Genomic DNA, 23,864 nt, shown 5'->3' with positions numbered 1-23,864 from the left:
CAACTGGCCGCTGCGCGCCCGCACGAAGAACCCTGCGCCGCGGCGCGACTGCACCAGGCCGCTGGCGACCAGCCGGTCGTAGGCCTCGACCACGGTGAAGCGGCTGACGCCCGACTGTTCCGCCATCTTGCGGATCGACGGCAGCCGGGTGCCGGGCCGCAGCCCCTGTTCGTCGATGCGGCGCGCCAGCCCGTCGGCCAACTGCGCCACCAGGGTGGCATCGGCCTGGCGCACAGGCTGCCAGGGCATGGAGGATGAAGCGGCGGCAGCAACTGTCATGGGAATTTCACCAGGCCAGTGATTAAAGTGATATGCAAAAGTGTACCGGTACTGTACCGATAACTATGCGTAGAGTGACAGCAATGCCGAAAACCCGCAAGAGCGGACGGGCGCGATGCCCGCGGCGTTCCCATACCTTGGTGGCTGTGATGACCCGTCCCGCTTTCTATCCGACCTCCCCAGCCGCGCCCGCCGTGCCCTGGGAGGGCTACGGCTATGGCTTTCTGGGGGTGCTGGTCTTTTCCCTGACGCTGCCCATGACCCGCCTGGCCGTGGGCGAACTGACGCCGCTGCTGGTGGGCCTGGGCCGCGCCCTGCTGGCGGCCGTGCCGGCCATCGCCGTACTTTGGCTGACCCGCGCGCGCAGGCCGAACCGCGAGGAGTGGCCCGGCGTGATCCTGGCCGCGCTGGGCATCGTGGTGGGCTGGCCGCTGGCGTCCTCGCTCGCCATGCAGACCGTGCCGGCAGCGCAGGGCGCCGTCTTCAACGGGTTGCTGCCGCTGTCGACCGCGGCCTTTGCCGCGCTGCGCAGCGGCGAACGCCCCTCGCCCGGCTTCTGGGCCTGGGCAGTGCTGGGCGCCGCGCTGGTCACGGCCTATGCCTTGCGCCAGGGCAACGGCACGCTGGAGACAGGCTACCTCTGGCTGCTGCTGGCCGTGGTGCTGGGCGGCATGGGCTATGCCGAAGGCGCGCGCGCTTCCCGCACGCTGGGCGGCGGGCGCACCATCTGCTGGGCGCTGGTGATCAGCGCGCCCGTGGTGGCGGCGCCTGTCGGCTGGATGGCGGCGCAGCAGGCCAGCTGGCCCAGCGCCTCGGTGGTCTATGCCTGCGCCTATCTGGCGCTGGGTTCGATGTTCCTGGGCTTTTTTGCCTGGTATCGCGGCCTGGCCGTGGGCGGCATCGCCCGGGTCGGCCAGGTGCAGTTGCTGCAGCCGTTCCTGACGGTGGTGGCGGCCGCATTGTTGTTTGGCGAATCCGTGGAGCCGGCGACGTATCTCTTCGCCGCTGCCGTAATCGCCGTTATCGCCGGCGGACGCCGCGCCATCGTCAGGACCAAAAAATGAATCTGCTCCCCTCCAACTGGGCCGACGTGCCCCTGATGTCCCTGTCCCTGCTGGGCCCGCTGGCCATGTTCGCACTGGTCAGTTCGATTACGCCTGGCCCCAACAACGTGATGCTGGCCTCGTCGGGCCTGAACTTCGGTTTCCGCCGCAGCGTGCCGCACCTGCTGGGCGTGAACCTGGGCTTCACGCTGATGATCTTCCTGGTGGGCGTCGGACTGGGCTCGGTGTTCCAGCAGATACCGCAGCTGTACACCGTGCTGAAGTACGCCGGCGCGGCCTATCTGCTGTACCTGGCCTGGAAGATCGCGAATTCGGGCGAAATGGACGACGGCGAGGCGCGCGGCAAGCCCTTCACCTTTCTGCAGGCCGCCGCCTTCCAGTGGATCAACCCCAAGGCCTGGGTCATGGCCGTGGGGGTGATCGCGACCTACACGCCGCAGAACGGCTTCTTCGCCAACCTGGTCATCGCCACCATCGTCTGCGGCATCGTCAACCTGCCCAGCATCGGCATCTGGGTGACCTTCGGCACGGCGCTGCGCCGCGTGCTGCACAAGCCCTGGGCGATTCGCGCCTTCAATGTGGGCATGGCGCTGCTGCTGGTGGCATCGCTGTATCCGGTGGCGCTGGAAATGCTGCGCTAAGGGGCCATCAGGCCAGCAGCCCCACCACCACGGCGGGCGTGACCAGCACGTTGAACAAGCCCGCCATCACCATCACCAGGCCCGCGACGGCGCCCTCATCGGCCGCCAGTTCGCGGGCCTTGGCCGTACCGGCGCCGTGCGCGCCCATGCCGAACAGCGCACCGCGCGCCAAGGCCGAGCGCAGCGGCAGCCAGCGCCGCATCAACTGGCCGATGGCCGCGCCGAACACGCCCGTGACGATCACGAAGACGGCCGTCAGATCGGGCGTCCCGCCCACATGCGACGACACGGCCAGCGCGAACGGCGTGGCCACCGAGCGCGGCAGCAGGCTCAGGCGCAGGTCCGGCGACAGGCCCAGCAGGCTGCCCAGCATCCAGGCGCTGGCGCCCGCGATCAGACTGCCCACCGCCACGCCCGCCACCAGCACCGGCCAGTAGCGGCGGATCAACTCGCGCTGCTCGTACAGGGGCAAAGCAAACGCGACGATGACCGGCCCCAACATCGCCATCAGCCAGTGCGAACCCGCCATGTACTCCCGATAGCCAGTGTGCAGCGCAATCGCCAGCGCCAGCAGCAACGCGGGCGCCACCATCAGCGTCGAGGTCCACCAGCAGGCAAAGCGCCGGTAGAACAGGCGCGCGCAGACGTAGGCCAGCACGGTCGCGACGGGCCAGAACAACAGGTTGAAATCAGCCTGCATGGCGGTTCATCCAGCGGTAGCAGAGATCGATGGTCAGCGCCGTGCCGGTCATCACCAGGGCCGTGCCCAACAGGATGACGGCCAGCAGCTTCAACCCCAGCAGCCCGAGGAATTCGCGGTGATCCAGCAGCGACATGACGGCGGGCACGAAGAACAGCAGCATCTCGCCCAGCAACCAGCTGGCGCCGCGATGCACGTTGCGCACGCGCAGGCGGCGCGTGGCCAGCAGTAGCAGCACCAGCGCCATGCCGATGACGCCGCCCGGCACGGGCAGGCCCAGCAGTTGGGCCAGCGCCTGGCCCAGCAGGGAAAAAAGCACGAGCAGGCAGATCTGCAGCGCGCGGCTGCGGCGCAGCCAACTGCGCAGAAGAATGGTGAGGCGGGGGCGAGACATTGAATGGAGGATTCCTGCGGCAAGCAGATGTTTTACGCCCGCGCCGTCCATAGATAAAATGAATTCATTGAATCTCGCTCATTCCAAACAGGCATAACCATGGAACTGCGTCCCCTGCGCGCCCTGGTCGAGGTTGTCCGCCAAGGCGGTTTTTCCCAGGCGGCCAAAGCCGTCTTCGCCACCCAGCCCACCGTCAGCAAGGCGGTGCGCCAGCTGGAAGACGAGCTGGGCATGCCGTTGCTGGACCGCCACGCCCAGCCGCCGCGCCTGACCGCCGCCGGCGAAATCGTCTACCGCCGCGCCGTGGCCATGCTGGCGCAGCGCGACGACCTGTATGCCGAACTCGACGAATTGAAGGGACTCAAGCGCGGCGTGCTGCGGCTGGGCCTGCCGCCGCTGGGCAGCAGCACCCTGTTCGCGCCCATGTTCGCGCGCTTCCGCAGCCGCTACCCGCAGATCGAGATCAGCCTGGTGGAACACGGCAGCCGCCGCCTGGAGGAAATGGTGATGGCCGGCGAGATCGAGCTGGCGGGTTCGCTCAAGCCGGTGCCCGACATTTTCGAGTGGCAGCCGGTGGCGCGCGAACCGCTGGTGGCGCTGCTGCCCGCCGACCATCCCAAGGCGCGCGCCGAAGCCGTGAGCCTGCACGACTTGCGGGACTCGCCCTTCATCCTGTTCGAGACGGGCTTCGCCCTGAACCGCATTCTCCATGACGCCTGCCAGCGCGCCGGCTTCGCGCCTTCCATTGCGGCGCGCAGCGGCCAGATCGATTTCATCGTGGCGCTGGTGGCGGCCGGACTGGGCGTGGCCTTCCTGCCCCGGCTCAAGGCCCGTGAAGAGCTGCACGCCGGCGTAGCGCGCGTGCCGCTGCGCGATGCCGGCACGGACTGGGAAATGGTGCTGGTGTGGCGGCGTGGCGGCTACCTGTCGCACGCCGCCCAGGCCTGGCTGGCCTTGACGCGCGAGGTCCATCCCGAAGTATGCTGATGGCGGAACCCAGTCGCCCCGTCCGGGTCAGATATCCCATGCCCGCATTGCCCCGCCTCTCTCCCCGCCGCCTGTTCGCCGTTGCCCTGCTTGCCGGCGCCAGCGTGGTAGGCTGCACCCAGCTCGATTCCTGGCAGCGGCAGACCATCTTCTCTCCCCAGTCCGAACCGCAGACCTGGTGGCGCGAGCCCGCCGCCGGCACCCAGGTCTATGACCTGACGCTGGCGGGCGGCGACAAGGTGCGCGCCTGGTACTGGCAAAGCCCGCAAGCCGGCGCACCCACCGTGCTGTACCTGCACGGCGCGCGCTGGAACCTGAACGGCAGCGCCTTCCGCATCGACGGCTGGACCCGCATGGGCTATTCGGTGCTGGCCATCGATTACCGCGGCTTCGGCGCGTCTACCCCGCGCCTGCCCTCCGAGGACAGCGCGCTGGAAGACGCGATGGCCGGGTTGAAGGAACTGGCCCGGATCCAGCCCGATCCATCGCGCCGTTTCGTCTACGGCCACAGCCTGGGCGGCGCCATCGCGATCGACCTGGCTGCGCGCCCGGAACAGCCGGCATTCGCCGGCCTGATCGTGGAGTCCAGCTTCACCAGCATCGGCGCGATGCTGGCCACGCTGCGCTGGGGCAAGGTGCCGGGCGCCAGCCTGCTGGTGACGCAGCCCTTCGCCTCGGTGGACAAGCTGGCGCGCATGCGCACGCCCATGCTGTTCATGCATGGCACCGCCGACCGCGTGGTGCCGCACACCATGAGCGACGAACTCTACGCCGCCGCCAGCAATGTCGCGCCCGAGCTCAAGCGCCTGGTCAAGATCGAAGGCGCCACGCATTCGGGCGCCTTCCGCAGCGGCGCGCAATACGAAACCGCCGTGAAGACCTTCATGCGGGACGCGAGCCGCGCGTATCCGCGCAAGGCGGGCTAGCGCTCGTATCGGCGCGGGCCAGCCACTGCAGCACCCGCGGCCGCGAGCGGTCATACGCCAGGTTGTAGAGGAACGCGTAGGGCAGATAGAACAGCACCAGCGCGATATCCAGCACAAATGCCTGCCACAGGCTGATATTGAGCCACCAGGCCGCCAGCGGGATCACGATCAGGATCAGGCCCAGTTCGAAGCCGAAGGCGTGCACCACGCGCAGCCGCAGCGTGCGGGTCCAGCCCATGCGGTTCTCGATGCGGTCAAAGCCCGCGTTGTAGATCATGTTCCAGACCAGCGCGATCCAGGCGATCACCGCGGTCAGCACGCCCATTTCAAACAGGGACTTGCCCATGGCCCAGGCGGCGGCCGGGGCGCACAGGCCGATGGCGATGATTTCGAACAGAAAGGCGTGAAGGAAACGTTCTTTGAGGGTTTTCTTGGCTTGCGTCATGACCCACCTGCGGTCGGTTGATACTGAGTGGAAGCGATTTTCGACGATATTTCCGTTACCATAAAGATGGTTTTCATCGGAAAAACCGATAGCTTCCCAGCCCTACCCCGGAGCCTGCCCGCATGCGCCACTCCCTGGAATCCCTGGCGGCGTTCGCCCAGGTCGCCTCCGAAGGCACGTTTTCCGCCGCCGCCCGCAAGCTCGGCAAGAGCCAGTCCACCGTCAGCGAGACCGTCGCCAACCTGGAGGTGGATTTGAACGTCATGCTGTTCGACCGCAGCCAGCGGCAGCCGACGCTGACCGAGGCCGGCCAGGTCCTGCTAGGCCAGGCCCTGCAGGTGCTGGCGGCCAACGACAGGCTGAACCGCAGTGCCAGCCAGTTGGCCGAGGGCCTGGAGCCGCGGCTGACAGTGGTGCTGTCCGACACCTTCCAGTCCGAGACCTTCGACACCATGCTCAGCCAGATCGACCAGCGCTATCCGGCGCTGCGCTTCGAATGCCTGATCGCGGAGTACGAGGACGTGGTGGCGCTGGTGCAGCAGGGACGCGCACACCTGGGGCTGATGGCCGCGCAGGACAGCTATCCGCCCGACGTGGCGCACGCGACGCTGGCGGAGCTATCGGAGATCGTCCTGTGCGTGGGCCGCGGCCACGCGCTGGCCAAGCTGCCCCGGGTCACCGAGGACCAGCTGAAATCCGAGCGCGCGCTGCGCCTGAGCACATATGAACTGGGCGACAAGGAAGCCGAGCCGGCCTATGCCACCTGGTCGGCGCCCGGCTATCTGATGCTGCTGGAAATGGCCAGTCGCGGATTCGGCTGGACCGAGCTGCCGCGCTGGATGATCCAGCGCTTCGGCCAGGACCAATTGGTGGAGCTGAAGGCGCCGGGCTGGCCGCGCCACATCCGCGTCGATGCGGTCTGGTCACGGCGCCTCGCGCTGGGACCGGCGGGCGCCTGGCTGCTGCAAAGCCTGACGGGCGGCTAGTGCCGCGACAGGCCTTGGAGCCGGTCAGCGCGCCGTGGCAGGCAAACGCGAGATGTGCACGCCATTGACGTTGAGCCAATCGCCCAGCTTGGGGCTGGCCAGCACGTCGAATTCCGCGCGGCGCTGGCGCGACATGGCGCAGCCATCCTGGCTGCCCATCGCCGGATGGCACATGAGCAGGTCGCAATCGCGCGCGTTGAACAGCCAGTTCTGCAGCAGATCCGCGTAGCGGCGCTTGCCGCCTTCGAACCCATAGACGCCCAACAGCCGGCGGTTGGTGCGCATGCCGTCCTTGCGCGCCTGGCGCGCCAGCGCCCCGGAGCCCAGCGCGCCGATGATGCGCGCCTTGATGGCTTCCTTCATGGGTATGCCGAACTGCATGCCCGGCGCCGTCTGGCGCAGCCACGGCATGCGGGCGCCGTAACGGCGCTTGAGCAGCTGCAGCAGGCGTTGGCGGATGCCGGGCAGCTGATGCACGTGCTGGTGGCCATCGACGTAATCGGGCGCGCGGCCGAACGCGGCCTCGAAGGCGTCGAACTGGCGTTCCAGCTGCGTCTCGACCCAAACGCCGTCCAGCCTGCCCGTATAGGCGTTGAGGATCAGCCGGCCCAGCGTGGGCATGGGTTCGGCGTCGGGCGCGAGCGCTTCGGTGAAGTTCACGTGCAGGCCGATATCCACGTTCATCGACGCCAGCCGCCCTGCGTTCGCCGCGAACGAAGGGCCCAGCGTGAGGCAGCTGACCGCGCTCAGGCGGCCCATGCCGGCCAGCGCGATCATGCCTTCATCGATGTCGGCATTCATGCCAAAATCGTCACCGCAGACCACAATACGTTTGCTCATCGCTATACCCCTGACTTCCCTTTCATCACTGCCTTCATGCGCACCCTGCTGCAACAAGTAAGCACCTTCATTGCCGTCGGATGCGCCGCCGCAGCCACCCATTGGGCTGTCGCCGTGGGTTGCGTCGAGGCCTTCCGGATTCCGCCCCTGGCCGCCAACCTGGTCGGCTGGCTGATCGCCTTCGCGGTTTCCTTCACCGGCCACTACCGGCTTACGTTCCGACATTCCAAAACTCCCTGGACGGTAGCAGCGCGTCGTTTCTTCTTTGTGTCAGCAGCGGGCTTCCTCATCAATGAAGCCGCTTATGCATGGCTGCTGCACAGCACTACCATCCGCTACGACATCCTGCTCGCCCTGATCCTGCTCGGACTCGCCGTCGCGACCTTCATTGCTAGCCGGTTCTGGGCGTTCCGCCACAAACCCGCTGCCTGAGGGCCGCGTCGACATCGACGCGCCACATGACGTACTTCACGCTGCTGACCACGGGCGCCAGCCCCTGCAGCGGCAAATAGACCGGGTTGTCCGCCGCGGTGCCCCACACCCAGTAGCGGCTGCCCTCCGCCGCAAGGCAAAGGCGCGCGTTGAATTCCGCGGGGCTGAGCAGCACCTGGCCGCCGGTTTCCGGGTCGAACTGGGCGGCGTCGTACAGCTCCTTGCGCCAGTTGTCCCGCACCGGCACCTCCGGGTCGAGCCAGTCGTCCACCACCCAGGCGGGCTGCGCAGCCCTTGCATACAGCGCGAGATCGAAGGGATAGGTGTGCAGCGACACAAACGTGTCGCCCGGCCGCATCTGCTCCCGCACCACTTTGGCCAGCGGACCCGCGCTGCCGCGCGCATTATTGGCGGCGATGCCCACCGCGACGACGCAAATCCCGGCCGCCACCGCCGCGCTCAGCCGCAGCAAGCGCGCGGTCGACTCGGCGTCGGCGCGTCGGGCGCCTTGGGCTACCTCGGCCAGCAGAAACGCCAGCGGCGCGAGCGCCGGCAGGACGTAGCCCACGAGCTTGGAATTCGGCAGCGAGAAAAACACGACCACGACGGCAAACCACAGCACGGCCAGGCGCCGCAGGCTGCGCGCCGGGCCTTCCCAGAAACTCTTGCGCAGAATGCCGCCGCCCCATAGCGACCAGGGCAGGCTAAGCCCGACGATCACCGGCAGGTAGAACCAGAACGGCTGCGCATTGTTGAAGCCGCCGGCCGCAAAACGCTGAAAATGCTGGTAGACGAAAAAGTAATCGTAAAAACCGGGATAACGTAGCTGCATCAGCACGAACCACGGCGCGGCCACGGCGATGAACACCAGCAGCGCAGGTGGCCACAGCAGCGCTGCCAGGCCGCGCCAGCGCCGTTCCCACACCAGCCAAAGCAGCAGGATGGCGCCTGGCAGCACCAGGCCGATCAGGCCCTTGGCCAACACGGCAAGCGCCGCCAGCGCACCGGCCGCCGCCGACATCCAGCGCCAGGCCTCTCCGCGTTCGACGCGCAGCACCGTCTCCACCGCGGCCAGCACGCACAACGTGATCATGCCGGCGACCAGCATGTCCAGATTCGCGAACTGCGCGCCGCCATAGAAAAAGGGCATGGTGGCAAGGATGAGCGCGGCCAGCGCGGCGGTCGCGGCATCGCGGTGGCGCCGCACGAAGCAGTACAGGGCCGCCACGGCGCCCCAGGCAGCCAGCCAAGAAGGCACCCGTGCCGCCCACGGATGCACGCCGAACACCGAAAAGGACAGCTCGGTCAGCCAGTAATACAGCGGCGGCTTGTGAAAGTACGGCATGCCGTCCAGCAAAGGCACCGCATACGTGCCGCTGCGCAGCATGTCCCAGGCCACTCCCGCATAGCGCCCTTCATCGGGCAGGGTCAACGGCCGGAGCCAGGCCAGGAAAGCAAGCCACACGCCTATCGCGAGCAGGAAGCGTCCCGCTGGCGGAGTCCAATCGGAGCGCCGCCAGAAAGTCGTGGCGGACATCTCAGTCCAGACCTTGGCCCGGCCGCGAAGCCCGGCCCTGACGGCGTCGCACGACGAACAGGGGCCGCCCCTTCACTTCATCGAAGATCCGGGACACGTACTCGCCGACCACGCCCAGCGAAATCAGGTTCACGCCGGCGAAGAACAGCACCGCCGTCACTATCGTCGTCCAACCGGAGACCTCGTTGCCAAAGAACAGGTACTCGCCGACCAGATACGCCGCATAGGCCAGCGCCAGCATGGCGAAGGCCACGCCCACCAGGCTGACCAGGCGCAGCGGCCAGGTGGTGAAAGCGGTCAGGCCATCCAGCGCCAGCCGGAACAGGCGCATGCCGCCAAAGCGGCTGTCGCCGTGCATGCGTTCTTCGGGGGTATAGCTCAGGGCCTCGCCCTTGAAACCGACCCAGGCGTACAGGCCCTTCATGAAACGGGTGCGTTCGGGCAAGGCGATCAACGCGTTCACCACGCTGCGGTCCATCAAGCGGAAATCGCCGGCATGCGCCGGCACGTCCACGCCGCGCGCACCGCTGAGCAGCTTGTAGAACCAGCGCGCGCCGGCGCGCTTGGCCCAGGATTCATCGGCACGCGTCTCACGCACGGCGTAAACCATTTCGGCGCCGGCGGCCCAACGGGCGAGCATCTGCTCGATCAGCGCGGGGGGATGCTGCAAATCGGCGTCCAGGCAGATCACCGCATTGCCGCTCGCGGCTTCCAGGCCGGCGCTGATCGCGGCCTCCTTGCCGAAGTTGCGCGACAGCTGCACATAGCGGAAGCCATCGTGCTCGGTCCATTCGGCCATCAGCGCTTCGGTTCCGTCGGTGCTGCCGTCGTCGGCCACGATGATTTCCCAGCTGGTGCACAGCGCCTCCAGGCGGTTGCGCAGCAGCGGCAGCAGCACCCGCAGGTTCTCGCATTCATTCAGGCAGGGAATGACGCAAGTCACGCAGGTGTCGTACGGCACGCGCGCCTCGGCCGCCGGCCAGACCGTTTCCAGGGGAAACGATTTGGTCAGTACTTGCTGGGTGACGGGGGCGGACCGGAACTGGATGTGCATGGCTCTAGACTCGGAGTGCAGGACTATGCCGAGCAGTATGCGTAGGGGCTCGTCGAATTTTCATGAAATGCAAGATTGCCTGCGGCTCCGGGGAAACTCTGGTGGATTCTAGGGAGCGCCCGCCGGAAAACAATAAAGTCCCGTGAACCTGTGTCCCCGATTTGTGAAGCCATGTAAAGCGGCCCCTTGCGCGCGCATCGGTAAAATGCGCCCGAGTTCTTGTTTTCGCAGGTTGTCATGCAATATCGAGTCCAGCCCATGCGGGCCGGCGACGTGGACGCCATCCTGGCCCTCCAGACCCTGGCCTACCCCGGCTTCCTGCTGGAAAGCGCCGGTTTCTTCTTGAACCGCCTGGCGCTCGCCCCGGCGCACTGCTGGGTCGCGCAGGCTTGCGCCAGCCAGGACGGCCTGCTGGGCTACCTGATCTCCTATCCCTGGGACGCGGGACTGCCTCCCGCCCTGGATGTCGCGCTGGCTGCGCTGCCGGCCGCTACCGACCACTGGTTCCTGCACGACTGCGCCGTGGCGCCCTCGGCGCAAGGACTGGGCGTGGGCCAGGCGTTGCTGCGCGCCGCCGCGGCCCGCGCGCACGAAGGTGGATTGCGCCGGGCAAGCCTGGTGTCCCTGGAATCCGCCGTGGGCTATTGGCAGCGCCACGGCTATCAGCCCGTCAGCGCAGACAGCGCCGACCTGGCCGAAAAACTGGCCGGCTACGGACCGCGCGCGCAATACATGTCGCGCGAGTTTCCGCTCTAGCCGCCCCGGCCGCGCCCACCTCCCGCCACGGCCTCCCGCCCGCCCGGCGCAGCGCCGCGCGCCGCATCCCTGCCCCATGTACACCGTTATCGCGGCGGACGTAACATAAGCCTCAGCCCGCGTGAGGCGGCAGGGTTCCAATAGCCAGAAAATTCACGCGCCCTGACAGGGCGCAAAGGTATTTATGATCTCGCTTACGCCCGTTCAATCGCTGCTGGCATGCTGCCTCGTCCTGGTCATCGGACGCGTGCTCACCACCAGGATCGGCGTCCTCGCCCGCTACAGCATTCCCGATCCCATCGTGGGGGGCCTGCTGTTCGCCGTGCTGGCCTACCTGCTTGCGACCTGGGGCGGCGTTTCCGTCTCGCTCGAAACCAGCATCAAGCCGACCTTGCTGCTGCTGTTCTTCGGCAGCATCGGCCTGACCGCCAACCTGAAACTGCTGGCCAAGGGCGGCCCCCGGCTGATCGCCTTCCTGCTGGCCCTGATCCCGTTCCTGATCCTGCAGAACGCCGTGGGGCTGGGCATGGCCTGGCTGCTGGACATGCATCCGCTGATGGGCCTGCTGGGCGGCACCATTACGCTGGTGGGCGGGCACGGCACGGGCGCGGCCTACGCCACGCGCTTCGCCGACTTCAACAACATCCAGGACGTCATGGCGCTGGCGATGACCTCCGCCACCCTGGGGCTGGTGCTGGGCGGCGTGGTGGGCGGACCGGTGGCCGAATGGCTCATGCGGCGCCACAAGCTGGCCGGCAGCCTGGACCACGTGCCCGGCGACGGCCATGACGCGCCGGACCTGACGGAAAACACGCCCCCGCCGAACGCGGGCTCGTTCATCGTCTCGATGACGGCCGCTTTCGTCTGCCTGGTGGCTGGCGGCTACCTGGCAGCGCTGGTCGAGGACGCCCCGGTCAGCCTGCCCAACTTCCTGTGGTGCCTGGCCACCGGCGTGCTGATCCGCAACGGCGGCGAACGGCTGGGCCTGAAACTGGACGACCGCGCCACCGAGGTCATCGGCACCATCTCCCTGTCGCTGTTCCTGGGCATGACCATGATGACGCTGGACCTGTCCAGCGTGGCGCGCCTGGCCGGCCCGCTGGCGCTGATGTTGGCGGTGCAGACCCTGTTCTGCGCGCTGTATGCCGCCTGGGTGGTGTTCCGCATGCTCAAGCGCGACTACGAGGCGGCCATCATGTCGGCCGCGTTCTGCGGCTTTGCGCTGGGCGCCACCGCCACCGCCATCGCCAACATGCAGGCGCTGACGCGGCGCCACGGCCCGGCGCCGGAAGCCTTCATCGTCGTGCCGGTCACCGGCGCCTTCCTGGTCGACATCCTGAACGTGATCGTGCTGACCTCGCTGATCTCCTTGCCGTTCGTGGGGGGTATGTGACCATGTTCAAGCGCCTCATCATCCTCGGCCTCTGCCTGCTGCTGGCGGCCTGCGGCCGCGCGCCCGACACCGATGTCCTGCGCGCCGACGTCGAACACAGCCTGACCGCCGCCTACGGCGCGGGACTGTTCCGGATCGCGGAGCTCAAACGCATGGGATCGGCCGCGGACAGCAGCGCCCCGGCCGGCGAAACCCGCCGCGTGGTCTATTACGACGTCGAACTGGACCTGGGACGCAACGTCACCCTGGGCGCCTGGGACCAGCCCGGCGCCGCCGCGCTGGTCACGCTGCTGGGCGCCGGCCCGCGCAGCATCAGCGGCGTGAAATCCGGCGGCAACCAGGCCGGCGACCGCATCGTCGCGCACGCCAGCGCGATCTACCGCCAGGACGGCGACGTCTGGAAACTGGTGACCCCGGCCGGATTCAAGGCAGCCGAGGCGCCCAACCTGGACACCGGCGCGCCGCCGCCCGTCACGCGCCAGTTGCTGGACACGCTGGACCAGATCACCCATTCGGTTTCCTATAGCGCCTCCAGCACCGCGCAGCACGTGGTACAGCAGGAGCTGGAGCGCTCGGTGGCGCGTATCAACGGCCGGCTGGCCCGCATGCAACAGGGCTATCCGCTGGCCGGCGGCCCGGACCGCGGCGAGTACGTGGCCTTCGCCCGCGCCCTGAGCGACGTGGCGCGCAAGCAGCAGATCCGCGTCTCGCCCCTGATCACCGGCGGCGGCGCCGAGAACATCGCGCTGCTGCGCAGCGGCGATGCAGTGGTCGGGCTGGCCCAGGCCGACACGGCGCGGCTCGCCTACGACGGCAAGGGGCCGTTCGCCGGCCAGGGTCCGTTCACCGGCCTGCGCGCCCTGGGCAGCCTGTATCCGGAACTGGTCCATATCGTGGTGCGCGACGATGCCGCCCTGCGCGGCGTGCGCGACCTCAAGGGCAAGACCATCGCCCTCGGGCCGCAAGGCTCGGCGGTGCGCGCCACGCTGGAAACGGTGCTGGCCGCCCACGGCCTGCAGGCCGGTCGCGACTACAAGGTGGCCGACACGCCGTTCACCGAGTCCCTGCCGGCGCTGAACTCCGGCGCGGTCGACGCCGCCGCCCAGGTCATCGGCGTACCGGCCACGCCCCTGCGCGACGCGCTGACCCAGGCGCGCCTGAAGCTGCTGCCGCTGGACCCCGCCGCCATCAAGACGCTGACCGCGGCCGAGGACAGTGCGCTGATGCCGCTGGAAATCGCCGCCGGCACCTATCCCAACCAGTTGGAGCCGATACCCACCGTGGGCATGGCGGCGCTGCTGCTCACCACGGCCGACCTGACCCGCGATGAAGCCTTGGTGATCGTGCGCGCGGTTTACGTGACCGGGCAGGATCTGCTGGCCGCCGGCTCGGCCCAGGGCGCCCAGGTAGGGCTGGCTACCGCCCGGCGCGGGCTGACCGTGCCGCTGCACGACGGCGCCCAGGAAGGGCTGGCCAAGCTTGAACAGGCCAAGCCGCAATGAAGCCGGTTGCGCTTATGATTGCGCTCCTTACCAGGAATTCCCATGAATAAATTCGATCTGCAGAAAAACCAGGCCCTGAAGCTGGCCGGCCAACTCAAGCAAGCCGCCACGCCGGACCGCTTCGGCACCGCCTCGCAAGCGCCCGACCGCCGCGAACAGCGCAAGCTGGACCAGGCCGCCGGCCTGGTGCCCTTCCCCTTGAAGCTGTCGCAAGCCCACGCCGACAAGCTGCGCGCCCTGGCGGCCGAACGCGGCGTGTCCACCAACGACATCGTGGCCGAAGTGCTGCAGAACGCGCTGGACAAGTAAGCGCATGCACATCTGGGTCGATGCGGACGCCTGCCCCGCGGTCATCAAGGACATCCTGTTCCGCGCCGCCCAGCGCTGGCAGGTGCCGCTGACGCTGGTGGCCAACCAGATGCTTTACACCCCGCCCTCGCCGCTGATCCGCGCGGTGCAGGTGCCGCGCGGCTTCGACGTCGCCGACGCCCACATCGCCGAACGCGCGGAACCGGGCGATCTGGTCATCACCGGCGACATCCCGCTGGCCGCGCAAGTCCTGGAAAAAGGCGCGATGGCGCTGAACCCGCGTGGCGAGCGCTATTCGCCGGAAACCATCCGGGAACGCCTGGCGCTGCGGGACATGATGGAAGAGCTGCGGGCCAGCGGCGTGGATACGGGCGGGCCGGCTTCGTTCAGCCAGGCTGACCGCAAGGCCTTCGCCAACCAGCTGGACAGCCTGCTGGCGCGCGCGGCGCGCAATGCGCAGAAGGGCTGAGGGCCCAGCCGTCAATAGAAGGTGATGTAGGCCTTGTAGATGATCGAGCCCAGCGCCGTGATCAGGCCTATGCCCATCAAGCCCATGCCGATATTGCGGTCGCGCAGCCCGAAGCCGATCAGCATGAGCGCCACGCCCGTGCCAATGATGATCAACATGATGTTGGTGTGTTCGGACATTGACCTTCTCCTGTTCGCCTATGCCTGGCCCACGGGCCAAAGCCTTTGTTATCAATGATAGACAGGCTCGCATGCGACGCGGCTCAATCGATGAGAGTCCGCTTGCGTCAAATCAAGAGAAGGGTAATGAAAGGGACGGTTCAGCGCAATGGCTGGCGCCCCATATGCAAAGCACGCGGGTTCGACAGCGGACTCGATAGGTCATAGGTCCGCCGCGCGCAAAACAAAAAAGCCAACCTTGCGGCTGGCTTTTTGCTTTGCGTCTTTTTTAACCTTGGTACGCCGACAACGACAAACCTGGGGCTTACGTTGTCTTCCAAGGGTCTTTGGTGGGTAGTACTGGGTTCGAACCAGTGACCCCTGCCGTGTGAAGGCAGTGCTCTACCACTGAGCTAACCACCCCGAAAGAGGCGAAATATTAGCACGTTTTTTTGAACGTGCGCAAGTCGCCTCGGAAAAACTTTATGCGGCCGCCACCGGCGCGTCGATCTTGCGCCAGGTGCACTCCCCGCCCACGGACTTGTCCAGCGCCGCAAGGTAGGTTTCATGCTCGGCCAGTTCCGCTTCGCTGGCCTTGAGCACGGGCAGGCCCGATGCGTCGAACCTGGCCAGCACGACGCCGTTGCTGCCTGCGCCGGCGCCATCGTCGACGTCGATCAGCAGCGCGTCCTGGCCGCGGGTCATGGCCAGCCAGACTTCCGCCAGCAGCTGCGAGTCCAGCAATGCGCCGTGCAGCGTGCGGTGGGCATTGGAGATGCCGTAGCGGTCGCACAGCGCGTCCAGCGAATTGCGCTTGCCGGGGAACAGCGAACGCGCATGCAGCAGCGAATCGGTGACCGTCTCACAATACTCGGTGACCGGGCCTCGCCCGGTCTTGGCGAGTTCGGCGTTGAAGAACTTGACGTCGAACGCCGCGTTGTGTGCGATCAGTTCGGCGCCCTGGATGAACTTGATGAACTCGTCCGCGACATCGGCGAAGCGGGGCTTGTCGGACAGGAACTCCGTGGTCAGGCCGTGCACCGCCAAGGCCTCGGGGTCGCTGTCGCGGTCCGGGTTCAGGTAGATGTGCAGGTTGTTGCCGGTGCTCATCCGGTTGACCATTTCCACACAGCCGATTTCGACGATGCGATGACCCTGGGCAGGGTCCAGTCCGGTGGTTTCAGTGTCAAAGATGATCTGGCGCATAACTTATTCCGACGCTTGGGCAGGCGCGGCGGGCTGCGCTTGCGGCGCCGGAGCGGGGTCCGGATGATGCGCTGCGCTGCCGGCCTGGCCGGGTTTCTTGCGTGCGGTGGCGATCAAGGTATAGGCCACCGGCACGACGAACAAGGTCAGTAGTGTACCCAGCATCAGCCCGCCCACCAGGACCCAGCCGATCTGCTGGCGCGATTCCGCCCCCGCGCCGGTGGACAGCGCCAGCGGCACGGTGCCCAGCACCATGGCGCCGGTCGTCATCAGGATGGGACGCAGGCGCAGCACGCTGGCCTCGACCACGGCCTCGAACAGTTCCTTGCCCTCGTCGCGCAGCTGGTTGGTGAATTCGACAATCAGGATGCCGTGCTTGGTGATCAGCCCCACCAGCGTGATCAGGCCGATCTGGCTGTAGATCGACAGCGTGCCGCCGGTCAGCCACAGCGCCAGCAGCGCGCCAGTCATGGACAGCGGCACCGACAGCATGATGATGAAGGGATTGCGCCAGCTTTCGAACTGCGCCGCCAGCACCAGGTAGATGAAGGCCAGCGCCATGGCGAAGACCAGATAGATGCTGCCGGATGAATCGCGGAACTCGCGTGACTGGCCGTCCAGGTCGGTGACGATGGTGTTGGGCAGCACGTCGCGCGCCACCTGGTGCATGTGCGCCAGGACTTCACCCAGGGCGTAGCCCGGCGCCACGGCGCCGTCGATCTTCACGGCGCGCAGGCGGTTGAAGTGGTTCAACGACTGCGGCGACACGCCCTCGTGCACGCCCAGCAGGTTGTCCAGCTGCACCATGCTGCCGTCGCGCGCCCGCACGTAGATGCCGGAAATGTCGGTGGGATTGGCGCGGTCGCGCGGGGTCACCTGCACGATCACGTCGTACTGCTCGCCTTCGTCCTTGTAGCGGGTGACCTGGCGGCCGCCCAGCATGGACTCCAGGGTGCGGCCCACGGTATCCACATTGGCGCCCACGTCGGCCATCTTGTCGCGATCCACCCGCACCCGCAGCTCGGGCGTGTTCAGGCGCAGGTCGGTGTCCAGATTGATCAGGCCCGGATACTTGCGTAGTTCGGTCAGGAAGACATCGGTCAGGCGCGACAGCTCGGCGTAGGACGCCTGGCTCATGATGATGAATTCCACCGGCTTGGAGCGCGCCGACTGGCCCAGCGATGGCGGGTTGGTCGGAAACGCCCGCACCCCGGGCAGCGAGGCGAACTGCGGCTGCAGCTGTTGCGTGATGGCCTGCTGCTTGCGGCTGCGTTCTTCCCAGGGTTTCAGGCGCAGGATGGCGGTGCCATCCGTCACGGTCGGAAAGCCCACGGTCACCTGGCTGCCGCTGGCCTCCGGGATCTCGGAATAGAACTTCTCGATGCCCAGCATGCTTTCCAGCGTGTAGTTCAGCGTGGCGCCTTCGGGCGAGCTGACGATGCCGAACACCACGCCGCGGTCCTCGATGGGGGCCAGCTCGCTCTTGACCACCTTGAACAGCACCCCGCTCGCGCCCGCGACCGCCACCCCTATGACCACCACCAGCCAGCGATGGCGCAGGGAGGCCCCAAGGGCGCGCCGGTAGCCGTTGCTCATGGCGTTGAGCCAGCCTTCGATCAGGTTGTACCAGCGGCTATGGCTGCTCTCGTGGCGCAGCAGCACCGAACACATCATGGGCGTGAGCGTCAGCGCCACGAAGCCCGACACCAGCACCGCGCCCGCCAGCGCCAGCGCAAACTCGATGAACAGCCGGCCGGTGCGGCCGGTGGCGAAGGCCAGGGGCGCATACACGGTGACCAGGGTCATGGTCATCGCGACCACCGCGAAGCCGATCTCGCGCGATCCGCGCAGCGCGGCTTCCTTGCGCGGCATGCCCTCTTCGATGTGGCGGAAGATGTTTTCCAGCACCACGATAGCGTCGTCCACCACCAGGCCGATGGCCAGCACCATGGCCAGCAGGGTCAGCGTGTTGATGGAAAAACCGAACAGGTACATCAGCGCGCAGGCGCCCACCAGCGACACGGGGATGGTGACGATGGGGATGATGCTGGCGCGCAGATTGCGCAGGAAGAAGAAAATCACCAGCACCACCAGGACGATGGCTTCGCCGATGGTGTGGAACACGGAATCAATGGAGCGTTCGATGAACACCGACGAGTCGTACGCGATGTTCAGCTTCATGCCGGCCGGCAGGTTCTCATTCAGGCGCGCCACTTCCTCGCGCGCCGCCTTGGACAGTTCCAGCGGGTTGGCGGTGGACTGCCGCGTCACGCCGATGTTGATGGCGGGTTTGCCGTTGAATCGCGACAGCACGCGGTCGCTGGCGGCGGCGATCTCCACATTGGCCACGTCGCGCATGCGCACCGGGTAGCCTTTGACGTTGGCGACGATCACGTTCTCGAACTGCGCCGGCGTCTGCAGGTCGGTGGAAGACACCACCGAGAACTCGCGGGCGCGCGATTCGATGCGGCCGGCCGGAATCTCCACGTTCTGGCTGCGCAGCGCGGCCTCCACGTCCTGCACGGTCAGGCCGTAGGCGGCGAGCTTGTCGCGGTCCACGTAGATGCGCATGGACGGCAAGCGTTCGCCGAAAACGCGCACCTCGGCCGCACCGGGCAGCACCGACAGGCGGGTCTTGATGTAGCGGTTGATGTAGTCCGAGGTCTGGATCGCGGAGTACGTACCGGACTCGACCGCGATGTAGATGATGGGCTGGGAGTCCGCCTCGACCTTGCCGATGATGGGCTCGTCGATTTCATCGGGCAGGAAGCGGCGCGCGCGCGAGACCTTGTCGCGGACTTCCGCGGCCGCGGCATCCGGGTTGCGCGACAGATTGAACTTGATGTTGATGAGGCTGCGTTCCGAGCGGCTGCGCGAGGTCATCACGTCCACGCCCTCGATGCCGGCCAGCTGGTCTTCCAGCGGCTTGGTCACCTGCGATTCGATCACCTCGGGCGAGGCGCCCTTGTAGGTGGTGTCCACCGAAACGATGGGCTCATCGATTTTGGGGTACTCGCGCACGGTCAGCCGCGAATACGAAATCAGGCCGATCAGCACGATGATCAGCGACAGGACCGATGCGAACACCGGCCGCTTGATGCAGGTTTCCGAGATACGCATTGCGCTACCGCCAAAAAGGGAAAAAGGCCGGCGTCACGCGCCGTTGCCCAGAACGGTCACCGCGGCGCCGTCCGTCACCCGTTGCAAGCCAGACACCACCAGCTGGTCGCCCGCCGCCACCCCGGTCAGGATCTCGACGCGGCCCTCGCGGCGCTCGCCTATGGTGACCTCGCGCCGCTCGGCCACGCCGTTCTTGACCCGGTAGACGTACTGCGTCGCGCCCGAGGGCGACAGCGTGGCTTCCGGCGCGACCAGCGCCTTGTCCTGGCTGAACTGCAGCTGCACACGGGCGAACATGCCCGGGCGCAGCACCGCATCCTTGTTGGCGACCGTGGCGCGCAGCAGGATGGAGCGCCCGCCGGCATCGACCAGCGGGCTGACCGCGTAGACCACGCCCTGGCGCTCCTGGCCCGGCAGCGCGTCCATGCGCAACGTCAGCGGCTGGCCCACGCCCACCTTGCTCAGATACATCTCGGGAACGCGGAAGTCCACCTTGAGCGGATCGATCGCCTCCAGCGGGGCCAGGTCCTGGCCCTGGTTGACGTAGTCGCCCACCGACACGCTGCGCAAGCCGGCGATGCCGCCGAACGGCGCCGAGATCGTCATCTTGTCCAGCCGCGCCTGCGCCAGCGCCACGGCGGCTTCCTGCACCTTTAGCGTGCTGGCGGACTCGTCGCGGGCCTGCTGGCTGACGAAGCCCTTGCCCTGCAGCTCCACCGAGCGCCGGTAGTGGCTTTGCGCCAGCGTCAGGTTGGCGCGCGCTTGGGCCAATTCCGCGCGCGGCACGGAATCATCCAGGCGGATCAGCACGTCGCCGCGCTTGACCGGCTGGCCTTCCTTGAAATCGATGGACTGGATGCGGCCGGCGACCTCCGGCCGCAGCACCACGGATTCGTCGGACCGCAGGCTGCCCACGGCCGAGATGCCGCGCGCGAAAGGAATCTCTTCGACGGCGGCCACTTCGACCCGGACCGGCGCGGCGCGCGTGACCAGGGGCGCCTCAATGGCGCCGGGTTGTGGACTGACGGTTCCGAAGGCGAGCCAGCGCGGCACAAACACGCCGAGCGCGGCCCCCGCGGCCAACCCTGCCGCTACGGCGGCGAGCAGTACTGCTTTTTTCATGCGCGAATGTGGCGGTATTGCGGCGCGGGCCAGGCATGCCCCCACGCGGACTGCGCCGCAGGAACTGGAATGAGGGTTGGCACTTTAGCACCCGGATTTACATACTGGAACAATCCTGAAGCCGGATGAAAGAACTAAATCCGCCCCAAAAGGCGGATTTGAGGGTATATCCCGATGCCTTCAGCCCCGCCGGGCCGATTCCACGCCCATATTGGCCAATTGGTCGGCCCGTTCGTTGCCCGGATCGCCGGCGTGTCCACGGACCCAGCGCCAGGACACCGCATGGCGCTGCACCTGTTCATCCAGCAGTTGCCACAGCTCGACGTTCTTGACGGGTTTCTTGTCGGCCGTCATCCAGCCGCGCCGCTTCCAGTTGGCCAGCCACTCGGTCATGCCCTTCATCACGTACTGGGAGTCCGTATGGATGGTGACCGTGCATGGGCGCTTGAGCGCGCGCAGGCCCTGGATGACCGCGAGCAGTTCCATCCGGTTGTTGGTGGTCTGGAGTTCGCCGCCGTGCAGCGTCTTCTCGTGGCCGCCGGCGCGCATCAGCACGCCCCAACCGCCCGGACCGGGATTGCCCTTGCAGGCGCCGTCGGTCCACATTTCCACTTTCTGGTCGTTCGCTTTGTCGTCCTGCATGGTGCTGCTTGGTATTCCTTGCTTAAAAATTGGCCCCGCGGCGCAGGGCCATGCCCTTCAGGCCCCTTCAGGAGCCGTCGTCCGTCTGGCGGTTGACCACCACCGATGCGGCACGGGCGCGTTTGGGCTTGGCCTTCTTCCAGGCCGGGCCAATGATACGCATGCCGGCCACCCGCTTGACGGCCGACACCATGTAGACCGCACCGCCCAGGCTCCACCAGCGGGCGCCCGCCGACTCCAGGAAGGACCAGCGCTGCAGCCATTTTTCGCTGCGGCAGGCCGGCGCGTAGCAGCCGAAGTGGCTGGCCTCGACCTCCAGCGACAGCAGCTTGAACCAGTCCTTCAGGCGCGGCAAGGACACCTGGGACGCCGGCGGCTGCGGCAGCCACGGCTCCATGCCGGGCATGCGGGTGCGCGCGCCCCACATGCTCCAGGGGTTGAAGCCCGAAATCACGACCCGCCCTTCCGGCACCAGCACGCGTTCGACCTCGCGCAGCACGTTGTGGGGATCCTCCGCGCACTCGAAGGCATGCGGCAGGATCAACAGGTCCACGCTCTGGGATTCGAACGGCAAGGCCTCGGGCTCGGCCAGCACCACCCGCGACTGCCAGCTGGCGGCGCTTTCCGCGGACGGGGTCTCGGTGCCGATGTAGCCCTTGAAGGGCATGCGGTTGGCGCGCAGCAGATTCATGTCGGCCAGGCCGACCTGCCAGGCGTAATATCCGAACACGTCCGCGACAGCCGCATCGAACTGCGCCCGCTCCCAGGCCAGGACGTACTGTCCCGGCGGCGTCTGGAACCATTCGGCCAGTTCTACAATCGGCGGAGTATCTTCTGCCACGTTCTATTCCTTCGAATCCCATGCAAGCCATGACCGCCCCCACAGGCGGCCGCGATCGCAACGCCGCGGTCTTGCCTCTACCCGCCTTCAACGACAACTACATCTGGGCCATCGTCCATGGCGGCGAAGCCGCCGTGGTGGATCCCGGCGATGCCGGCCCGGTGCTGCAATGGCTGGCCCAGAACGGCTTGAGACTGCGCGCCATTCTACTCACGCACCATCACGGCGACCACGTGGGCGGTGTTCCGGAATTGTCCCGCATCGAGGGCATCACCGTATACGGCCCCGCGCATGAACCGCTGCCGCGCTGCGACGTACGCCTGGCGGAAGGCGACCGCGTGGCGATCCCGGAACTGGACCTGGATCTGGCCGTGCTGGACGTGCCCGGACACACTGCCGGCCACATCGCCTACTACGGCCGCGCGGCCGGCCAGGAGCCGGTTCTGTTCTGTGGCGACACCCTGTTTGCGGGTGGCTGCGGCCGTCTTTTCGAAGGCACTCCGGCGCAAATGCATGATTCTTTAGGGAAATTTGCTGTTTTACCGCCAGATACACAGGTTTTTTGCGCGCACGAGTACACTCTAGCGAACTTGCGCTGGGCCTTGGCAGTCGATCCGGCCAACCGCAGCCTGCAACAGTGGCACCAGCAGGCCCAGCAATTACGAGCAGAAGGTCTTCCCACGCTTCCGTCCACGATCGGGCAGGAACGCGCGGCCAATCCGTTTTTGCGCACGCAAGAAGTTGAGGTCGTCCACGCCGCAGAGCGCTGGGCCGGCCACAGCCACGCTACGCCGGTAGAGGTTTTTGCCTCCCTTCGTGAATGGAAGAACGATTTCAAGTGACAGCCCGATGAATCTATCCCGACTCCTTCTGCCGCTCATGCTGGCAGTCCTCGCCGGTTGCGCAGGAACCAAAGCCCCCGATAGCAAGAACCTCACCACCAATTCCCAAGGGCGATACATCGCCCGCGACACGTCCCGGACGGTGGATCTGACCAACCCGCCCGCCGACGCCTGGGACCGCATCCGCCGCGGGTTCGCCATCCCCAACCTGAACACCGATCTCTCGCAGCAGTGGACCGACTATTACGCGTCCCACCCCGAGTCGGTGCAGCGCATGGCGGAACGCGCCGGCAAGTACCTGTACTTCATCGTCGACGAGATCAACCGCCGCGGCCTGCCGACCGAACTGGCGCTGCTGCCCTTCGTCGAAAGCGCCTACAACCCGACCGCGCTGTCGCGCGCCCAGGCCTCGGGCCTGTGGCAGTTCGTGCCGGCCACGGGCCAGCATTTCAACCTGAAGCAGGACTGGTGGCGCGACGAGCGCCGCGACCCCATCGCCTCGACCAACGCGGCGCTGGACTACCTGGAAAAGCTGTTTGAAATGCAGGGCGACTGGTACCTGGCGCTGGCCTCGTACAACTGGGGCGAAGGCTCGGTGCAGCGCGCCATGGCCAAGAACGAAGCGGCCGGCCAGGGCACGGACTACCTGTCCCTGAACATGCCCGATGAAACCCGCAACTACGTACCCAAGCTGCAGGCCATCAAGAACATCATCGCCGATCCGCAGCGCTATGCGGTGGCTCTGCCCCCGGTGGGCAACACGCCCTACTTCGTGACGGTCCAGAAGAACAGCGACATCGACCAGGAAATCGCCGCAAAGCTGGCCGAAATGCCGCTGGACGAATTCAAGGCGTTGAATCCCTCGTTCAACCGTCCCGTCATCCGCGGCGACCACGGTCCCACCCTGCTGCTGCCGGCCGACCGCGTCGAGATCTTCAACGCCAACCTGACCAACTACAAGGGCGACCTCAGCGCCTGGAAGATCTACCACTCGCGCCGCGGCGAATCCTACGCCTCGATCGCCAAGCGTTTCGGCGTGAGCGAAGCCACGCTGCGCCAGACCAACGACATCGGCTCGCGCCAGAAATCCGCGTCCGGCCAGTCGTTGCTGGTGCCGGGCGAACCCGGCACGGGCGGCGTGCAGCTGGCTTCGCTGGCGCCGCCGGTGGGCGCGCTGGATTCGGCGCCGTCGGACAACAAGGCCGCCGCCCCGCGTGGC

At 67.0% G+C, this 23,864-nt stretch carries 26 protein-coding genes and 1 tRNA gene; 13 read left to right on the top strand and 14 right to left on the bottom strand.

Annotation, left to right across the window (positions count from 1 at the left end; translation table 11 throughout):
* Nucleotides 1–234 (bottom strand): GntR family transcriptional regulator (locus WBB14_RS29725; protein ID WP_424242940.1); only part of this gene is annotated, 234 nt, incomplete at its 3' end.
* Nucleotides 235–428: 194 nt separating this feature from the next.
* Here WBB14_RS29725 and WBB14_RS29720 point away from each other — a divergent pair.
* Nucleotides 429–1,343, top strand: coding sequence for a DMT family transporter (locus WBB14_RS29720; protein WP_424242938.1), 915 nt, complete (start codon nucleotides 429–431; stop codon nucleotides 1,341–1,343).
* Nucleotides 1,340–1,984: a LysE family translocator gene (locus WBB14_RS29715; protein ID WP_424242937.1), complete on the top strand. Its 645-nt coding sequence runs from the start codon at nucleotides 1,340–1,342 to the stop codon at nucleotides 1,982–1,984. Before WBB14_RS29720 ends, WBB14_RS29715 begins: the two co-directional genes overlap by 4 nt.
* Before the next feature lie 7 nt (nucleotides 1,985–1,991).
* Here WBB14_RS29715 and WBB14_RS29710 read toward each other — a convergent pair whose 3' ends face one another.
* Both WBB14_RS29710 and WBB14_RS29705 read right to left on the bottom strand, forming a co-directional pair.
* Nucleotides 1,992–2,684 carry an LrgB family protein gene (locus WBB14_RS29710; protein WP_424242936.1) on the bottom strand — a complete coding sequence of 231 codons (693 nt, stop codon included), beginning with the start codon at nucleotides 2,682–2,684 and terminating at the stop codon, nucleotides 1,992–1,994.
* A complete protein-coding gene (locus WBB14_RS29705; RefSeq protein ID WP_424242935.1) occupies nucleotides 2,674–3,078 on the bottom strand; it encodes a CidA/LrgA family protein in 405 nt (134 codons plus the stop codon). The genes WBB14_RS29710 and WBB14_RS29705 overlap by 11 nt, the downstream gene beginning before the upstream one ends.
* A 99-nt stretch (nucleotides 3,079–3,177) precedes the next feature.
* Here WBB14_RS29705 and WBB14_RS29700 point away from each other — a divergent pair, with 99 nt between their 5' ends.
* Together WBB14_RS29700 and WBB14_RS29695 are read left to right on the top strand one after the other, a co-directional pair.
* Nucleotides 3,178–4,065 carry a LysR family transcriptional regulator gene (locus tag WBB14_RS29700; protein ID WP_424242934.1) on the top strand — a complete coding sequence of 296 codons (888 nt, stop codon included), beginning with the start codon at nucleotides 3,178–3,180 and terminating at the stop codon, nucleotides 4,063–4,065.
* A 38-nt stretch (nucleotides 4,066–4,103) separates the two neighbouring features.
* Nucleotides 4,104–4,991 carry an alpha/beta hydrolase gene (locus WBB14_RS29695; protein WP_424242933.1) on the top strand — a complete coding sequence of 296 codons (888 nt, stop codon included), beginning with the start codon at nucleotides 4,104–4,106 and terminating at the stop codon, nucleotides 4,989–4,991.
* On the opposite strand, the gene WBB14_RS29690 is transcribed toward WBB14_RS29695, so the two are convergent.
* Nucleotides 4,948–5,436, bottom strand: a complete 489-nt coding sequence (locus WBB14_RS29690) for a multidrug/biocide efflux PACE transporter (RefSeq protein ID WP_424242932.1) — start codon at nucleotides 5,434–5,436, stop codon at nucleotides 4,948–4,950. The two genes, WBB14_RS29695 and WBB14_RS29690, sit on opposite strands and share 44 nt — an antisense overlap.
* 122 nt (nucleotides 5,437–5,558) lie before the next feature.
* Between WBB14_RS29690 and WBB14_RS29685 the strand changes: the two genes are divergently transcribed.
* Complete coding sequence (locus tag WBB14_RS29685) at nucleotides 5,559–6,422, top strand: LysR family transcriptional regulator (protein WP_424242931.1); 864 nt, start codon at nucleotides 5,559–5,561, stop codon at nucleotides 6,420–6,422.
* 24 nt (nucleotides 6,423–6,446) lie between these two features.
* Here WBB14_RS29685 and WBB14_RS29680 read toward each other — a convergent pair whose 3' ends face one another.
* Nucleotides 6,447–7,262 carry a ChbG/HpnK family deacetylase gene (locus WBB14_RS29680; RefSeq protein WP_424242930.1) on the bottom strand — a complete coding sequence of 272 codons (816 nt, stop codon included), beginning with the start codon at nucleotides 7,260–7,262 and terminating at the stop codon, nucleotides 6,447–6,449.
* A 36-nt stretch (nucleotides 7,263–7,298) separates the two neighbouring features.
* Here WBB14_RS29680 and WBB14_RS29675 point away from each other — a divergent pair, with 36 nt between their 5' ends.
* Complete coding sequence (locus tag WBB14_RS29675; protein ID WP_424242929.1) at nucleotides 7,299–7,694, top strand: GtrA family protein; 396 nt, start codon at nucleotides 7,299–7,301, stop codon at nucleotides 7,692–7,694.
* On the opposite strand, the gene WBB14_RS29670 is transcribed toward WBB14_RS29675, so the two are convergent.
* Both WBB14_RS29670 and WBB14_RS29665 read right to left on the bottom strand, forming a co-directional pair.
* Nucleotides 7,654–9,231 carry an ArnT family glycosyltransferase gene (locus WBB14_RS29670; RefSeq protein WP_424242928.1) on the bottom strand — a complete coding sequence of 526 codons (1,578 nt, stop codon included), beginning with the start codon at nucleotides 9,229–9,231 and terminating at the stop codon, nucleotides 7,654–7,656. The genes WBB14_RS29675 and WBB14_RS29670 overlap by 41 nt on opposite strands.
* Before the next feature lies 1 nt (nucleotide 9,232).
* On the bottom strand, nucleotides 9,233–10,285 hold the full coding sequence (locus tag WBB14_RS29665) for a glycosyltransferase family 2 protein (RefSeq protein WP_424242927.1): 1,053 nt from the start codon (nucleotides 10,283–10,285) through the stop codon (nucleotides 9,233–9,235).
* Between the two features lie 258 nt (nucleotides 10,286–10,543).
* Here WBB14_RS29665 and WBB14_RS29660 point away from each other — a divergent pair, with 258 nt between their 5' ends.
* From WBB14_RS29660 to WBB14_RS29640, 5 genes are all read left to right on the top strand, one after another.
* On the top strand, nucleotides 10,544–11,041 hold the full coding sequence (locus WBB14_RS29660; protein ID WP_424242939.1) for a GNAT family N-acetyltransferase: 498 nt from the start codon (nucleotides 10,544–10,546) through the stop codon (nucleotides 11,039–11,041).
* Between the two features lie 184 nt (nucleotides 11,042–11,225).
* Entirely contained in the window at nucleotides 11,226–12,434 is a 1,209-nt protein-coding gene (gene gltS, locus WBB14_RS29655; protein ID WP_424242926.1) for a sodium/glutamate symporter, read from the top strand.
* Nucleotides 12,431–13,936, top strand: coding sequence for a TAXI family TRAP transporter solute-binding subunit (locus WBB14_RS29650; protein ID WP_424242925.1), 1,506 nt, complete (start codon nucleotides 12,431–12,433; stop codon nucleotides 13,934–13,936). Before gltS ends, WBB14_RS29650 begins: the two co-directional genes overlap by 4 nt.
* 42 nt (nucleotides 13,937–13,978) lie before the next feature.
* On the top strand, nucleotides 13,979–14,245 hold the full coding sequence (locus WBB14_RS29645) for a hypothetical protein (protein WP_207470912.1): 267 nt from the start codon (nucleotides 13,979–13,981) through the stop codon (nucleotides 14,243–14,245).
* Nucleotides 14,246–14,249: 4 nt separating this feature from the next.
* Entirely contained in the window at nucleotides 14,250–14,714 is a 465-nt protein-coding gene (locus tag WBB14_RS29640) for a YaiI/YqxD family protein (protein WP_424242924.1), read from the top strand.
* Nucleotides 14,715–14,725: 11 nt separating this feature from the next.
* Here WBB14_RS29640 and WBB14_RS29635 read toward each other — a convergent pair whose 3' ends face one another.
* From WBB14_RS29635 to WBB14_RS29605, 7 genes are all read right to left on the bottom strand, one after another.
* Nucleotides 14,726–14,893 (bottom strand): hypothetical protein, encoded by a 168-nt coding sequence (locus WBB14_RS29635; protein WP_332011801.1) that lies wholly within the window; start codon nucleotides 14,891–14,893, stop codon nucleotides 14,726–14,728.
* A 327-nt stretch (nucleotides 14,894–15,220) separates the two neighbouring features.
* Nucleotides 15,221–15,295, bottom strand: a tRNA-Val gene (locus WBB14_RS29630).
* Between the two features lie 60 nt (nucleotides 15,296–15,355).
* Nucleotides 15,356–16,078 (bottom strand): DNA polymerase III subunit epsilon, encoded by a 723-nt coding sequence (dnaQ, locus tag WBB14_RS29625; RefSeq protein WP_424242923.1) that lies wholly within the window; start codon nucleotides 16,076–16,078, stop codon nucleotides 15,356–15,358.
* A gap of 3 nt (nucleotides 16,079–16,081) precedes the next feature.
* Nucleotides 16,082–19,198, bottom strand: coding sequence for an efflux RND transporter permease subunit (locus tag WBB14_RS29620; protein WP_424242922.1), 3,117 nt, complete (start codon nucleotides 19,196–19,198; stop codon nucleotides 16,082–16,084).
* A gap of 33 nt (nucleotides 19,199–19,231) precedes the next feature.
* The gene (locus WBB14_RS29615) at nucleotides 19,232–20,320 is read right to left on the bottom strand and encodes an efflux RND transporter periplasmic adaptor subunit (protein ID WP_424242921.1); all 1,089 of its coding nucleotides are present in this window, start codon (nucleotides 20,318–20,320) and stop codon (nucleotides 19,232–19,234) included.
* Nucleotides 20,321–20,500: 180 nt separating this feature from the next.
* A complete protein-coding gene (gene rnhA / locus WBB14_RS29610; RefSeq protein WP_424242920.1) occupies nucleotides 20,501–20,962 on the bottom strand; it encodes a ribonuclease HI in 462 nt (153 codons plus the stop codon).
* Nucleotides 20,963–21,029: 67 nt separating this feature from the next.
* Complete coding sequence (locus tag WBB14_RS29605; protein WP_424242919.1) at nucleotides 21,030–21,803, bottom strand: class I SAM-dependent methyltransferase; 774 nt, start codon at nucleotides 21,801–21,803, stop codon at nucleotides 21,030–21,032.
* A gap of 20 nt (nucleotides 21,804–21,823) precedes the next feature.
* Between WBB14_RS29605 and gloB the strand changes: the two genes are divergently transcribed.
* Together gloB and WBB14_RS29595 are read left to right on the top strand one after the other, a co-directional pair.
* Nucleotides 21,824–22,645: a hydroxyacylglutathione hydrolase gene (gene gloB, locus WBB14_RS29600; RefSeq protein WP_424242918.1), complete on the top strand. Its 822-nt coding sequence runs from the start codon at nucleotides 21,824–21,826 to the stop codon at nucleotides 22,643–22,645.
* Between the two features lie 7 nt (nucleotides 22,646–22,652).
* Nucleotides 22,653–23,864: transglycosylase SLT domain-containing protein (locus WBB14_RS29595; protein WP_424242917.1), on the top strand; the 1,212-nt coding region annotated here is incomplete at its 3' end.

The organism is Achromobacter sp. (genome assembly GCF_049647645.1).
Lineage (GTDB): Bacteria > Pseudomonadota > Gammaproteobacteria > Burkholderiales > Burkholderiaceae_B > Achromobacter.
Note: the sequence above shows the minus strand (reverse complement) of the source record. Positions and strands in the feature narration are given on the sequence as shown.